This is a genomic window from Candidatus Palauibacter sp. (assembly GCF_965208055.1).
Taxonomy (GTDB): domain Bacteria; phylum Gemmatimonadota; class Gemmatimonadetes; order Palauibacterales; family Palauibacteraceae; genus Palauibacter.
Genome location: NZ_CBDBNY010000004.1, coordinates 3,165,491 through 3,179,782 on the forward strand (window position 1 = coordinate 3,165,491; position 14,292 = coordinate 3,179,782).

Annotated in this window: 10 protein-coding genes; 5 read left to right on the top strand and 5 right to left on the bottom strand. The window is 67.4% G+C overall.

The annotated features are described in order from the left end of the window. Positions 1–10 precede the first annotated feature (10 nt). The gene (locus ACOGXI_RS13980; protein ID WP_419939440.1) at positions 11–2,326 is read right to left on the bottom strand and encodes a fused MFS/spermidine synthase; all 2,316 of its coding nucleotides are present in this window, start codon (positions 2,324–2,326) and stop codon (positions 11–13) included. Positions 2,327–2,579: 253 nt separating this feature from the next. Between ACOGXI_RS13980 and ACOGXI_RS13985 the strand changes: the two genes are divergently transcribed. The 3 genes from ACOGXI_RS13985 (at position 2,580) to ACOGXI_RS13995 (ending at position 8,809) form a co-directional block, all read left to right on the top strand. Continuing rightward, complete coding sequence (locus ACOGXI_RS13985) at positions 2,580–3,962, top strand: amidohydrolase family protein (RefSeq protein ID WP_419939441.1); 1,383 nt, start codon at positions 2,580–2,582, stop codon at positions 3,960–3,962. A gap of 168 nt (positions 3,963–4,130) precedes the next feature. Next, entirely contained in the window at positions 4,131–5,351 is a 1,221-nt protein-coding gene (locus tag ACOGXI_RS13990) for an oxygenase MpaB family protein (RefSeq protein WP_419939442.1), read from the top strand. A gap of 263 nt (positions 5,352–5,614) precedes the next feature. Continuing rightward, on the top strand, positions 5,615–8,809 hold the full coding sequence (locus tag ACOGXI_RS13995; RefSeq protein WP_419939443.1) for an efflux RND transporter permease subunit: 3,195 nt from the start codon (positions 5,615–5,617) through the stop codon (positions 8,807–8,809). Between the two features lie 20 nt (positions 8,810–8,829). Here ACOGXI_RS13995 and ACOGXI_RS14000 read toward each other — a convergent pair whose 3' ends face one another. From ACOGXI_RS14000 to ACOGXI_RS14015, 4 genes are read right to left on the bottom strand one after another with little or no spacing between them, the layout of a single operon-like run. Beyond that, entirely contained in the window at positions 8,830–9,825 is a 996-nt protein-coding gene (locus ACOGXI_RS14000) for a squalene/phytoene synthase family protein (RefSeq protein WP_419939444.1), read from the bottom strand. Then, entirely contained in the window at positions 9,822–11,186 is a 1,365-nt protein-coding gene (locus ACOGXI_RS14005) for a M24 family metallopeptidase (RefSeq protein ID WP_419939445.1), read from the bottom strand. The genes ACOGXI_RS14000 and ACOGXI_RS14005 overlap by 4 nt, the downstream gene beginning before the upstream one ends. 19 nt (positions 11,187–11,205) lie before the next feature. Next, entirely contained in the window at positions 11,206–11,619 is a 414-nt protein-coding gene (locus ACOGXI_RS14010; protein WP_419939446.1) for a type II toxin-antitoxin system VapC family toxin, read from the bottom strand. After that, the gene (locus ACOGXI_RS14015; RefSeq protein ID WP_419939447.1) at positions 11,616–11,912 is read right to left on the bottom strand and encodes a ribbon-helix-helix protein, CopG family; all 297 of its coding nucleotides are present in this window, start codon (positions 11,910–11,912) and stop codon (positions 11,616–11,618) included. Before ACOGXI_RS14015 ends, ACOGXI_RS14010 begins: the two co-directional genes overlap by 4 nt. Positions 11,913–12,037: 125 nt before the next feature. Here ACOGXI_RS14015 and ACOGXI_RS14020 point away from each other — a divergent pair, with 125 nt between their 5' ends. Together ACOGXI_RS14020 and ACOGXI_RS14025 are read left to right on the top strand one after the other, a co-directional pair. Beyond that, complete coding sequence (locus ACOGXI_RS14020) at positions 12,038–13,336, top strand: pyridoxal phosphate-dependent aminotransferase (RefSeq protein WP_419939448.1); 1,299 nt, start codon at positions 12,038–12,040, stop codon at positions 13,334–13,336. Then, positions 13,327–14,292 carry a hypothetical protein gene (locus ACOGXI_RS14025; protein ID WP_419939449.1) on the top strand — a complete coding sequence of 322 codons (966 nt, stop codon included), beginning with the start codon at positions 13,327–13,329 and terminating at the stop codon, positions 14,290–14,292. Before ACOGXI_RS14020 ends, ACOGXI_RS14025 begins: the two co-directional genes overlap by 10 nt.

Genomic DNA, 14,292 nt, shown 5'->3' on the forward strand with positions numbered 1-14,292 from the left:
AGCCCCAACCCTAACGCGCCGGCATGAAGAAGGCGTCGTTGTCCGTGATGACGGGGCCGCGTCCGATGTAGCCCGTCAGGTCCGTTTCGGCCATCGCCACGTAGCCGGCGATGGTCTCCGGAGGGCCGAGATCCCGGGCGACGATCGGGTTGGCGGCCGCCCGCGCGAGCACCGACTGCATCACGACGGACGACATCGGCTCCCGCGTGGCGACGACATAGCTGTGCGTCGATCCGGTCGACCACAGCACCATGTTCGGAAACACGTCCCAGACGGTCCTCAGGATATCCCGATAGTCGTCTTCGCGGACGCCGTGGATCGGGATCCACTGCATAAAGACGCCGTCCTCGGCCAGCCGGCTCTCGATCAACTGATAGAACTCGCTCGTGAACAGCGCCCATGAACTCGCGTTGGCGGGGTGCGTCGCGTCCACCGAGATGATGTCGTACGGCTCCTCCGCCCGGAGGAGGAAGTTCCGCCCGTCCTCCACATACAGCCGGAGCCGGTCGCTGTCGAGGACGTCGTAGTTCTCCTCGTGATAGACCGCCGCCGCCTCGATCATCTCCGGGGACAGATCCACGGCGTCGATCACCGGGATGCCGTGCGTGTTCATGGTCCCGGTGGCGATCCCGTTGCCGAAGCTCAGGACGAGCGCGTTGCGGGCGCCGGGCCGGAGCAGCGGCGGGAGGTGTCCGAGCAGCCGGAAGGCCGACATGCTCGCGCGGTCCGTCGGCACTTCGTCGCGGCCGTTGACGAAGGAGATCTTGAAGTTGTCCTCCGGAACCTCCAGCACGGCGACGGTGGTCTCCACGCCCTCCTTGTAGAAGATGAGCCGGTCGGTCTCCGTGTAGTACGAGCCGAGGTAGAAGCCGGTGGGGAGGATCGCGACGGCCAGGATCGTGGCCGCGATCGCGCCCGCCGGCGCGAATCGCAGCGACCGCCGCCCCCCGCCGCGGTCGAAACGCAGGGCCACGGCTCCGAGCGCGAGGTTCAGCACCGCCAGGGCCACGGCCGTGTTGCGGAGTCCGAGGAGCGGCACGAGCACGAACCCGGCGCCGAGCGAGCCCGCGATGGCGCCCAGCGTGTTGAACGCGTTCACGCGGCCGATGCGAAGCCCCACGACCTGCGCCCGCTCGCGCGTGTACAGGCTCCCGACAACGGGAAACAGCGCCCCGAGGAGGACGGTGGGAGGGAAAATCGTGACGAAGGCGATGAGGAACTCGTAGGCGATGGTGTAGCCACCGAACCAGTCCTCGAGATGAAGCGCGGGAAGTCGGGCGAAGACGTGGAGGATGAGAACGGCCAGCAATCCGATGGCGAGTTGGATCGCCCCGAAATGCCTCAGCGTCGTCCGTCTCCGCCGCAGAACCCAGCTCGCGCCGGCGCCCCCGAGCGCGAGCCCGGTGAGGAAGACCGTCAGCATGAGCGAGAACGAGTACGAGGCGTGCGAGGAGTGGATGTAGAGGATTCGCGCCCACACCACCTCGTAGCCGAGCGCGATGAAGCCGGAGATGCCGTAGGCGATCGCTACGTAGCGCAGCGCCCCGGCCGGGATCGGGAGCGCATTCTCCGCGGGTGGGGTGGCTGCTTCCGGCATCGCGCTCGCAACGGCCGCGGCGGCCGAATCCGTCGCGATATCGCCGGCCTCGCTCGCCGCACTGGTTGTCCTCGGGGCCTGCGCGAGCCGGAGGAGCGCGAGCGCACCCCCGGCGACGAGCAGGTTGATCGCGGCGCCGAGGAAGATGGTCTCCCGCGCGCCCAGGTACCGGAGGAAGACGAGTCCCGTGAGGACACAGCCCAGGGCCGCGCCCGCCGTGTTCACGAGGTAGAGCCGGCCCACGTCGCTCCCGACGCGCCCGCCGTGCGTCGCGTAGATCCGGCTCATGACGGGCAGCGTGGCCCCGATGAGGAAGGTCGTGGGCGTGAGCACGGCGAGAGAGAAGACGAGCCGGCCCAGCGTGAGCCAGACGCCCCCGGCCGGGAGGGCGTTGCTGAGCCCGGGATACACGCCGTGAAGCGCCGCCAGCAGAAAGGGCGACAGCGCAGCGAGCGCGGCGATCCCCACTTCGAGCCCCGCGTACGTGCGCAGGGGCCGCGCGTGCGCGTCGACTCGCCTGCCCATCACGTAGCTCCCCAGCGCGAGCCCGATCATGTAGGCCCCGATGACCGTGCTGTAGGCGTAGACGCTGACCCCGAACGTGAACACGGACTGCCGCACCCAGGCGATCTGATAGATCAGCCCGCTGACCCCCGACAGAAAGAAGAGGGCCAGCAGCGCGGTCCGCCGTCCGGCTCCTTCCAGGCGATCCGGGCTATCCGGTCTCAAGAGGCCTCCGGCGGGAACGGTTCTCGGACGTCGGCAGTCGGGGCATCCAGGTCGGCGGGTTTGTTCTGGACGGGAGATGAAGGGTCGACCAGCGGCAACGTAGTCTGCCCGCCGGGCACTCGACAGCCCGACTCGGTTCGCCGCGCCGGCGTCGCGGCGGGCACTCCCGCCGTCTGGCCGCGCTCGGACGCGAGCGACAGGTTGCGCACGTGCCGTCCACCTGACGACCACCCGCCGACTCGAGGAGCGTCTGATGCGAACGACAGCGATGACCCTGCGCACCGCGGTGCTGGCCGCGGCCTTCGTCCCCTCCGCCCTCTCCCCGGTATACGGCGCCCCGGCGATGGCTGCCGCCCGCCCTGCGGCGGCCCAGGAAGTGACCGCGATCCGGGCCGGTCGGCTCATCGACGGCACGGGCCAGCCGGCTCGCGAGAATCAGGTGATCATCGTACGCGGCGAGCGGATCGAAGCCGTGGGCGACGCGGCGACCATCGCGATCCCGGACGGCGCCCGGGTCGTCGATCTGAGCGGGCACACCGTGATGCCCGGCATCGTCGACGCGCATGCCCACCTCTCGATCCGGCCCGACATACGCACGCTCCGGGGCCAGCTGGAAGGAATGGAGCAGCACGACGCCATGCAGATGGCGCGCATCGTCCGGAACATCCGGGTCCAGCTCATGTCCGGCGTCACGAGCGTCTACGTGGTCGGCGAGGTCCACTACAACGACATACAGGCCTCGCAAGCGGTGGAGGAGGGGATCATTCCCGGCCCCCGCATCTATCCCAGCGGGAACTTCATCTCGACCACGGCCGGCCACGGCCCGGCCGAGTACCGGACGACCAACGGACCCTGGGAGATGCGCACCTTCGTCCGGCAGAATTACGAGATGGGGGCGCACCACATGAAGCTCACGATCACCGACCGCGCGCGGGTGGGTCCCAACAACGGCACCCCGTACGCGCCGGGCGAGAGCAACTACACGAAGGAAGAGATCGACGCCGCCGTGAACGAACTGCACCGGCTCGGGATCGAGGCTACCGCGCACGCGAACGGAGAGTCCATCCGCCTCGCGGTCGAGGCGGGCGTCAACTCGATTCAGCACGGGGGGAACCTCAACGAAGAGCTGATGGACCTCATGGCGAGTCGCGACGTGGGGTTCGTGAACACGTACACCATCGGCTTCCAGAGCGTCTTCAACGAGTGGGGCTTCCTCGACAACGAAGCGGGCGACATCCGCGACTGGCTGGAGCGCGGCCGCCAGGTGCACGGGCGGGCCCTCGATGAGAACCCGGGACGGGCGCAACGGCGGCTGGATCGCCTCGGTCAGCTCAGCCGCTCGAAGGAGAAGGGCGTCAAGGTCGGCATCGGGACCGACAGCATGCACGGGTACATGCCGCTGGAGATGGAGAACCTCGTCGCGGCAGGCTTCACGCCGCTCGAGGCGATCACCGCGGCCACGGGGCTGAACGCCGAGATCGTGGGGATCGAGGATGAAGTGGGGACGGTTGCCGCGGGCCGCTTCGCGGACATCATCGCGATCGACGGCCGGCCCGACGAGAATATCCGCGACATGGGAAACGTGGCGTTCATCATGGTCGGCGGCAGCGACCGATCCGCCCTCAGTTTCCGGTAGCCGCAGCGCCTACCAGGGCTGTGACGCTTCGTCCTGGACCGTCGTCGGCCCGGGAACTTCTTGCTTCCATTGGGTTCCAAAAAACGCTAGCATACCGGGCGCGCCTCTCGGGTCGCGTAACGCGCGCCGTGAAGCCCACTGAGCCGGACCATGATGATCAGGAGGATCATGACTAGCCTCGAGGCCTCGGAAGGAGGTGGGGCGCAGAGTCCTGCGCAGCCCCAGGTGCCCCTTTCCGCATATGTCGACGGGTACGCCAGAGCGCGCGCGATTGACCGGCACGCTGCGGACAACTACGTCGCACATACCCGTATCGGCGATCCTGTCATGGACGCCGTGGTGGAGGACTTGGCGCACCTGCCTCAGCGCGAGGTCCACAAGTTGATTCACGCGGGGATGGAGGAGGATCACGCCTGTCTGCGGGACGCGCCGCAGTCGCTACGCGACTTCTTCATTGACGCACCGCAGCCTGACCCGGACTGGCTCGATCGCGATGCTCTTCAGCCGGGCATCCGCGCCTTTCAGAGAAACTCCGTCCTCGTCCTTTCGGCTTTCGTCACAGGTGTCCTGATCGACGGCTTCTCGACGCTGATAAGCAAGTCCTTCGCGATGACGGGTCGCATTTTCGAGAACGGCGTCTGGCGCTTGAAGCAGAACAACCGGCATCAGATGGAGATATTCCTCCCCCGCGGGCTCGAGCGGTATGGCGAGGGCTGGAAGCTGTCGGTTCGGATCCGGTTCGTGCATGCGCAGATTCGCCGGCTGCTGGGACGGACCGCGGAATGGGAGCACGACGCGTGGGGCGTGCCGGTCAGCGCCGCGCACCTGGGCTACTCGGTCGCGTGTTTCGCGGCGCGCACCGTCAAACACTCGGAATCGCTGGGAGCCCGGTACAGTACGGAGGAGCGGGCCGGTTTCCACGACGTCTGGCGCTACGCCGGCTATCTCATGGGCATCCCCGAGACCATTCTCTTCACCGACGAGGCGCACGCGCTGCACATGTACCGGATCGGCTCCATATGTGAGCCCCCTCCAACGGAAGACGCGATCGTCATGACGAACGCCTTGATCAACTCCGCCCCGCTCGTCGCGAACATCACTGACCTCACGGAGCGCCGGAAGCTGGTGAACAACGTCATCTATCCCATTTCGCGCGGCCTGGTGGGCAACGATCTTGCCGACCAGTTGAACTTCCCCAGGAATCGTCGCAGTCCGTTTCCCTTGCTCGCGTACAGGATCGACCAGCGCATTCAGAGGCTGAGGGCGGCGTTCGGGAAGGAAGGGTCTCAGAACTTCGGAACGCTGCTCGAGGCGTCAGCCTATGACGCCGCAGGTTTGAGTTATCGGCTGCCGGACCACGCCCACGACGAACGCGGAGGCAAGTGGTGAGCGTCCAACGATCGCATGGCTCAAGGTCATCACAGCGTAGTAGCCGGAGACCCGGAACACGCTTCCGTGGTCGGAAAAATCGCCCCTCCCGCCGGAACCGGTTCAAGTCCCGAGCCAGCCGCAAGGCGTAGCGCTTCCGGGGCAAGTGACTCCCGGAGCCCGTTCACCGGGCGCTCTGGCGAATCGGTCGCGCGCCGCGTAAACCGTTAGGTCTGCGAAGAGCCGGATGAGGGGAGGTGGGACACATCGCGGAAGAGCGCCGTGTGAGTGACGACGGTCACTTCGACCGAGGGAGTATCCGGGGCCCCATCGGCTTCATGGCGAAGAACGGTATCGCCGCGAACGTGGTCATGCTGTTTCTCGTCCTCGCCGGACTGGCCTCGGCCCGGAACCTCGTCCAGGAGGTTCTGCCCGATTTCTCCCTGGACCGCGTCCAGATCATCGTCCCCTATCCAGGTGCGGCTCCGGAGGAGGTCGAGGAATCCATCGTCCGCCGGATCGAGGAGCAGATCCGGGCGGTGGACGGGCTGAGCCGAGTGGAAGCCACCGCCTCCGAGGGGCTCGCCTCGGTGATTGCGGAGTTCACTTCGGGCACGGACGTCAACCGCGCTCTCAACGAAATCAAGGCTGAAGTCGACCGCATTCCGACCTTCCCGGCCGCCGCCGAACGGCCCGAGATACGGGAGATCACGAGTCGGCAGAGCGTCATCCGTCTCCTCGTGTACGGCGATGTGCCGGAGCGCACGCTCAAGGAACTGGCATACGGCATCGAGGAAGGGATCTCCGCTCTTCCCGACGTGTCGCTGGCCGAGGTCAGCGGCGCCCGTCCGTACGAGATTTCGATCGAGGTGCCGCTGAGACGGCTGCGCGCCCTCGGCCTGACGCTGGATGACATCGCCTTCGCGGTGCGGCAGAGCTCACTCGAGCTGTCCGCCGGCAGGGTATCCACCAGTGGCGAGGACATCCTCGTTCGCACGCTGGGGCAGAACTACGAGCAGGTGGATTTCGAGGAGATCATCCTCCTCACCCGCCCGGACGGCACGTCGGTTCGGCTGGGCGAGATCGCAACGGTGCGGGACGGGTTCGCGGACACCGATCTGACCCTGCGCTACAACGGACAGACCGCGGTCCGGGTCGACGTGTTCAGGACTTCCGATGAGCAGGTGCTGGACATTGCCGAGGCCGTAAAGCGGTATCTCGATGCCGAAGTAGCGCCGACCCTGCCCGCAGGCGTCTCGGTCGCGCTGTGGAAGGATGATTCGGAGGATGTCGGCGGGCGACTCGGCCTCATGACGAAGAATGCCCTGATCGGATTCGCGCTCGTCTTCCTGGCGCTGGCGCTCTTCCTGGAAATCCGGCTGGCCATGTGGGTGGCCGTGGGTCTGGCGGTCTCGTTCATGGGCACGTTCCTCGTGATGGGATTCCTGGGCATCTCGATCAACATGTTCTCGCTGATGGCACTCGTGCTGGCGCTGGGCATCGTCGTGGACGACGCGATCGTCGTGGGAGAGAGCATCTTCGCCGAGAGGGAGCGGGGACACAGGGGGCTCGCGGCAGCCATTCGCGGCGCGCGCCGCGTCAGCACCCCCGTCATATTCTCGGTTCTCACGACGATCACGGCCTTCGCCGTGCTGCTGAACGCGCCCGGCCCGCAGGGAGAACTCGGCCGCGGGATTCCACTCGTGGTGATCGCGGTGCTCGTGGTCTCGCTGCTGGAATCGCTGCTCGTGCTCCCGAACCACCTGTCGCACCTGGCGGCTCCCGGCGAGCGGAGAACCGGCGCCGCCCAGCGGTTGCTGCACCGGGCTCAGCGGGCCGTGGACCGGATCATGAAGCGCATGGCGGACGGGCCCCTCGACCGCGGACTCCGCCTTGCGACGGACCGGCCCTCCATCATCCTCGCCTCGGCGGTCGGACTGCTCGTGCTCTCGCTCGGCGTGGTCGCGTCGGGCATCGTGCCCAACCAGTTCATCACCCCGATCGAGGGCGACGTCGTGTCGGCGAACCTGGAGATGCAGACGGGTACCCCCGCCGAACGCACGGCCCGGGTCGTCGCCGAAATCGAAGCTGCGGGACACCGGGCGGTGGCCCGTATTTCGGAGGATGTCGACGAAAACGACGGTCCACTGGAGTTCGATGTGGCCGTCACCGTGGGGGAGTTGGCCGCGCTGTACGATCCTCTCGGCGGAGATGCGGTGGAGGCGGCGCGCGGCCACCTCGGCACGGTGCAGTTCAAGCTTCACGACTGGAACAGCCGGGGTCTCGCCGCTTCCACATTCGAGCGTGTGTGGCGGGAAGAGGCCGGGATCCCCGCCGAAGCGAAATCCCTCTCCATCTCATCGAGCCTTCTGGGTCTCGGGTTGCCCGTGCACTACGAACTGTCACATCCGGACCCTGATCGCCTGGAGGCCATTGCGGGCGAATTCACGACTGAACTGACGGGCATGGAGGGGACGTTCGACGTTCGGAGCAACCTCGATGAGGGGTTCCGGGAACTTCAACTGGAGTTGAAGCCGGAGGGCCGCTCCCTGAACCTGACGCTCGACCGTTTCGCGACGCAGGTGCGCTCGGCCTTCTTCGGAGCGGAAGCGCTCCGGGTCCCTCGGGGCCGCGAAGACATGCGGGTGTGGGTTCGGCTTCCCGAGGACGAGCGCAATTCCGCGACCGACGTCGAGAACTACCCCGTTCGCACGCCGGGCGGGGAAGTGCCCCTGGGCCAGATCGCGTCCGCCGGATTCTCCCGCTCGTCAGCCGCGATTCACCGGATCGACGGACGCCGGGCCGTCACGATCACCGCGGACGTGGACCCGCGCATCGCCGCGAGCCAGCAGGTGAACGCCAGACTGGAGAACGAGGTTCTCGCGCGGCTGACGGACGAGAACCCGGATCTCGGCTACACCTACGGCGGTCAGCGAAAGGACCAGGATCACGCGGTCTCCGTGCTGGGCCGGTCACTCATTCTCGCTCTCCTCATCATGTACAGCCTGATGGCGATTCCGTTCGGCTCGTACACGCAGCCCCTGATCATCATGGCCGCCGTTCCGCTGGGTGCGGTCGGGGCGCTGGCCGGCCATGCGCTGCTCGGTCTCAGTTGGGGACTGTGGTCGCTGTACGGACTCGTCGGCGTGTTCGGCGTGGTCGTGAACGACTCGCTCATGATGATCCGGTTCATCAACGACCTCAGGGACTCCGGCCTCGGGCCCGCGGAGGCGATCATCAGCGGGGCCAAGGAGAGATTCCGGGCGATCATGCTGACGTCGATTACGACATTCCTGGGCGTGGCCCCGCTGGTCTTCGAGACGAGCACGTACGCTCAGCATCTCGTGCCGCTGGCGACCTCCGTCGGCTTCGGCGTGCTCATCGCCACGATCCTTCTCATGGTCGTCGTGCCGGCGCTGGTGATGACGCAGTACAACATCGCGGCGTGGAGGGAGCGCTTGCGACTGGCGCGCGCCTGATCTCCGGCTGTCAGGGCTCGTCAGGCGCCTCGCGCGGCGAGCCGATGGCAGTACCGTGCGATCCAGCGATTGGAGAAGCCGAAGAGCTTCGCGCGGCGCGTGATCGTGAGGACCTCCTGGCGGGACATCTTCGTCTCCCGGTCCAGCACCTCCGGATTCGTGCGACTGATGGCCAGGGTCCGCACGGCGAAGAGGAGCGGGAGCAGGCAGAAGAGGCGCACCCGGTGGTACCGTCTCGGGATCATCCGCAGGTAGCTCCGGGCCGCGGCCAGATGGCGGTCGGCCTTCTCCACGAGCCGCTCGAGCACCGTCATCGCCGCCGCGTGGTTCGCGGGCTCGAACAGCTCGCCCGGATCCATGCCGTCGGGGAGGAAGGACGCGGGCACGTATACCCAGCCGCGATGCCGGTCTTCGTGCAGCCCTCTGATCACGTTGACCGTCTGTAGCGCGAGGCCGAACTCTCTCCCCAGCGCCATCATTCGCGCACGGTTCCTTCCGAGGCCCGACAGCCGGTGGGCGAACAGTTCCGTCAGCAGATGGCCCACCCGCCCGGCGACCTCGTGCATGTAGTCGTCCAGGTCCTCCTCGGTCCCGAATTCCGAGCCGCGCTCCGTCCACCGCGCCATCCCCGCGCTGGATTCCCTCACACGGCGCACGATGATCTCGCGCGTGGCGGGCGCCAGACGGTCGAGGCCTTCGAGAACGTGCGCCGCGTGCCGCGCCACGGACGCGTCCGGCGTGTCATCCGCCGCCTCTCCCAGACGATCGATGAGAGCCGCGCGTCCCGGACCTCCGCCGAGCACGCGCCGCCACTCTTCCAGCAGGAGGACCTTCTCGTTCCCCGCGATTTCCTCATTGTCCTCCAGGTAGTCGGAAACGCGCAGCAGCAGGTAGGCCACGGTGATCTCGTCCCGCAGCGGGCGCGGGAGGATCTCGATGCCGACCGCGAACGTGCGACTCGCATGCACGAGAAGCTCGTGAAGCCCGGCCATCCCCCGCGGACGGCTCCCGGTCAAGAGACCGTTCGCCCGGCGGCGGGATCGGACTTGATCAGGAGGAGGCGGCTGTTTGCGGGGTACAGCCACTCGGCGCCCCGTTCGGTGACCACCGCGTCATCCTCCAGCGGCACCCGCAACTTCGCGCCCCCCCACTCGGGAACGGCGGTGTACGCGAACAGTTCGATCGAGAGGAGATTCGACGGCACGACCTCGAAGGTGAGGCGGCGCGGGTTCCACGTCGCGATCGAGGGGCCGATGCCGTGTCCGAGGTTCCCCACCGAGTGGTGTCCCTCCCAGGTCACGTCCGTCTGCGGCCCATCCGTGGGCTGGTTGAAGGGAATGGGATTGAACCCGGCGGCCGTGAGGGCGGCGCCGATCCGGTCCATGTTCTCGCGCGCGGTGATGCCGGGCCGGATCGCGCGGCGCGACACTGCCCGCGCTTCGATCGCCCGGTCGAACGCGTTCTGCACGCCCGGCGTCGCCTCCGTCTCCCCCGGCCGCATCACGTAGGCGACGCGCTTCATGTCCGTGCAGAAGTTCAGGTGGCAGACGCCCCAGTCGATCATCATGACGTCGCCGCCCTGGATGATGCGGTCGCTGGACGACGCCTCGATGCCCTCGGGTCCCGTGATGTAGATCGAGGGAAAGCCGAAGGAGGAGCCGAGCCCGCGCTCGAGCAGCCGGTCCATGAGCCACCAGGCCACGTCCCTGAGCGTCGTGACGCCGGGTGTGATGACTTCGTTCGAGAGGGCCCGTTCCGCGAGTTCGCGCGAGATCTCGCCCGCCTCGGCGAAACCCGCGATCTCCGATGCGACGCGGCGCGCCCTGAAATCGGACACGAGCTTCTCCGCGGAGACGAAACGCGACGCCCACGGTTCGCCCAGCGTCTCCGCGAGGTGCCGGTAGCCGGTATGGGACAGGCCGTCGGCCGCGCCGATGTTCGACCCCATGTTGAGGCCGATCCGCTCCGGATCGCGTTCGGCGACGAACTCCCGCAGATCGAAGTTGCCGGTGACGATGTCGTAGGCTCCGTTGCCGGCCAGCAGGTATCCGCCGATTCCCAGGGCGGCGCGCTCGATCCGGTCCCCGCCGCGGTCGGTGAAGATGTAGTAGCCGATGGGATTCACGTACCCGGGGCCGAAATCGGGGGTGAGCGGATCGTCGAGTCCCTCCCGACGCATCGTGATCCACATGTCGATCCCGTTCTCGCGCATGACCTCGGGCAGCACGACATCGAACTTCTCGCGCCGCATCTGGTTCATCCGCTCCCAGCGCCGCCGGGCCTCCTGTCCTTCAGCGGGGACGGGGAGCAGAGGAAGCAGCAACAGCGCCCACAGTCCGGCGCTCGCGATCCGCCCCTTCAGCATGATTCGATTCATGGATCCTCCCCCGTGTCTGCTAGAGATCCCTCGGCCAGAGTTGCGGCTGCCCGTCCAGGGATACGGCTCCAAAATCGCGAAGATCGACGGTGGCAATCGCCCGGGCGTGGAGCCGCTCGGCTACGGCCATGACCACGCCATCCACCAGTCCCAACCGCAGAGAACGGTAGGTCGCGTTCAGTTCCTCCGCCCGCCTGAGATCTGCGAGGCTCCCCCATTCGATCATGAATCTTCCACCGGCGAGGTCCCTGCGCAGCGCCGCTGCTACGGCGGTGCCCAGTCTCGCGGCTACGATATAATCCAACTCCGGAAGGATGGCCCACGGAAGGATCCATTCGCCGGGTCGCTTCTGGTAGGCGTCGCGGATCGCGGCGTGATCCCGTGCCCCGCGGTCGAGCAGTGCCACCACGGCGCTCGTATCCGCGACGATCACGGTCGGTTTCCGTCCCGTTTGCGCGGTTTCTGCTCGGCTTCCCCGGCGCTACCGGCAGGCTCATCCTCCCCGAACCCGTGCAGATACTCCTCGTACCGCTCCGCAAGGTCCGGCATGCCGCTGTCGCCCATGCCAATGCTGCGGGGCAACCGGGCCTGTACCTTGCGGGTGGTGTATTCGCCCACCGCTTCCCGGATCAGTTCGGCCGCGGAGCGGTTCTCGGCGGCGGCGATCGACTTCAGCTTGCCGTAGTCGGTCGCTCTCAGATAAACGGTCGTCTTGACTCTATCCATGATGGTGGTATGGTATATGGTTGACAGCTACACAGCAACCCACTCTCCGAAAGGTCCACCGTGGGCACTCCGACCTTGACCAGCGGCGCGGCGCCACGGCTCAGGGCGCCGCGAGCGGCGGTCGTATGACGGTTCTGGCGCGACGCCTCGCCGATCTGGGGACCGAGAACGCCTTCAAGGTCAATGACGACATCCAGGTGTGTCTCGACCGGGGGATGGACGTCATCCGTTTCAACATCGGGGCGCCGGACTTCCGCAGCGCGCCCCACCTCAATCGGGTCGCCGTGGCGGAACTCGAGGCCGGGAACTCGGGGTACTGCGACGCGGCGGGACTCCCGTCCTTCCGCGAGGCGATCGCGCGCCATGTTTCGGCCACGCGCGCGATCGACGCGGGAGCGGATCAGGTCGTCGTCACGCCCGGGGCCAAGCCTCCGATCGGCTACACGTTCCAGACGTACGTGGACCGGGGCGACGAGGTCGTCTACCCGAGTCCGGGATTCCCCATCTACGAGTCCTGGGCCACGTTCGTGGGGGCGCGTCCCGTGCCTCTGCACCTCTCGGAGGAGAAGGGATTCGCGTTCACGGCGGACGACCTCGGGGCACTCCTCACCGAGCGCACCCGGCTCATCATCCTCTGTTCTCCGTCGAATCCGACGGGAGGCGTGCTGTCGGCGGAAGATCTCGCGGGCATCGCGGCGGTGATCCGCGAACGCTGTCACCCGGACGTGCGGATCTACTCCGACGAGATCTACGAGCACATTCTCTTCGACGGCCTGGAGCACCACAGCATCGCGTCGCACGAGGGCATGGCGGAGCGGACGGTCATCGCGAGCGGCCATTCGAAGGGATTCGCCATGACGGGGTGGCGCCTGGGCTGGGCGGTGCTGCCGACGGTAGAAGAGGCCGACGTCTTCAAGCAGCTCAATATCAACATCATGTCGTGTGTGCCGCCGTTCCTGCAGGAAGGGGGCAGGGCGGCGTACGAGGACCCCGCCACGGCCGGGGTCGTGGCGCACATGGTGGGCGAGTTCGAACGGCGGCGCGACTTCATCGTGCCCGCGCTCAACGCGATCGAGGGCCTGAGTTGCGAGTTGCCGAAGGGGGCGTTCTACGTCTTTCCGAACGTGTCCGGCATGTGCGAGCGGCTGGGAGTGCGCGAGGCGCACGACGCCATGCCGGCGGAATCCCGCGCCCGGACGACGCCGTCGGGCATGCTGCAGATGTTCCTGCTCTACCGGTACGGCGTGGCCACGATGGACCGGGCCTCCTTCTGCCGCATCGGCGCCGGGGGCCAGCACTTCCTCCGCATCTCGATCGCGAACAGCATGGAGGACATCGAGCGCGGCGTGGCTCGCATCGAGCGCGCCGCCGACGATCCGGACGGATTCCGGGGGTTCCTCGAGACGGAGCGCCTGTGGGACTGAGGCCGGAGTGGGATGGGCGATTCATCGCCGGGAGGGGTGCGGTCCCCCTGCTGCTCGCGGTCCTGGCAGTTGGATCGGACGCGGAGGCGGGCGCGGCCCAATCCCGCTCCGACGTGTACGCGGGTCTCGTACTTGAAGCTCCCGCCGGCATCGAGGCGGCGGCCTTCGGGAATGCACCGTATCTCCTGGGGGGCGGGGCGGAGTTGATCTTCTACGCGCCCGCCCTGATCGGCCGCGCCGATGGTATGGCGGCGGGTCTCCAGCGCTACGGCTCCGAGGGAACGCTGGCGACGCTCGCCGGCACGGGGTCGGTGGGCCTCGGGGACTTCGCCGTCGGCCTCCAGTACCTCCGCTACCACACCGACGGACTCCACGGGGCGCCCGACATTCAGTGGCCGGCCGTCACGGCGGTGGGTCCCCCCATTACGGAGTTCGTGGCTTCGCTCGGCCATGCGCGGGAACTCTTCGCCTCCGTGGAGGTGGGCGTCGTTGCGAAGTACCTGGAGTATCAGTTCGTCAGCCGGACGGAGCGCAGGACCCTGGTGGACGTGGGCGTGGCGCGAGAGTTCGGGCCCACCATGGTCAGCGTCGCCGCTCGCAACCTGGGATCGGACCTGGAACTCAGGGGGCGAGGGCTCAGGGTCCCGACACAGTTCGTCATGGGCGTGTCGACGGAGGGCTTCGAGGTCGGTGAACTGGACATGTTCCTCACCAGCCAGGTCGCCCGGCGTCGGGACGGCGAGGTCATCCCGGCCGGCGGAGTCGAGGTGTCCTACTGGCCTGTCCAGGGCTACACGTTCCGCCTCCGCGCCGGACTCCAGCGCGTCGTGGAGGATAAACGGAGCCCGTTCACGTTCGGAGTTGCCTTCACCGGCGACGCGCTAACCCTCGAGTACGCGTTCCAGGCGTTCGATGTGGAGGGCAACGCGCACCGTTTCGGCCTCAGCTTCCGCTGA

Bases quoted from the DNA above. Each gene is read 5' to 3' on its own strand.
- ACOGXI_RS13985 (WP_419939441.1), top strand. From the start codon at position 2,580: ATGCGAACGACAGCGATGACCCTGCGCACCGCGGTGCTGGCCGCGGCC.
- ACOGXI_RS13990 (WP_419939442.1), top strand. From the start codon at position 4,131: ATGACTAGCCTCGAGGCCTCGGAAGGAGGTGGGGCGCAGAGTCCTGCG.
- ACOGXI_RS14005 (WP_419939445.1), bottom strand. From the start codon at position 11,186: ATGAATCGAATCATGCTGAAGGGGCGGATCGCGAGCGCCGGACTGTGG.
- ACOGXI_RS14015 (WP_419939447.1), bottom strand. From the start codon at position 11,912: ATGGATAGAGTCAAGACGACCGTTTATCTGAGAGCGACCGACTACGGC.
- ACOGXI_RS14020 (WP_419939448.1), top strand. From the start codon at position 12,038: ATGACGGTTCTGGCGCGACGCCTCGCCGATCTGGGGACCGAGAACGCC.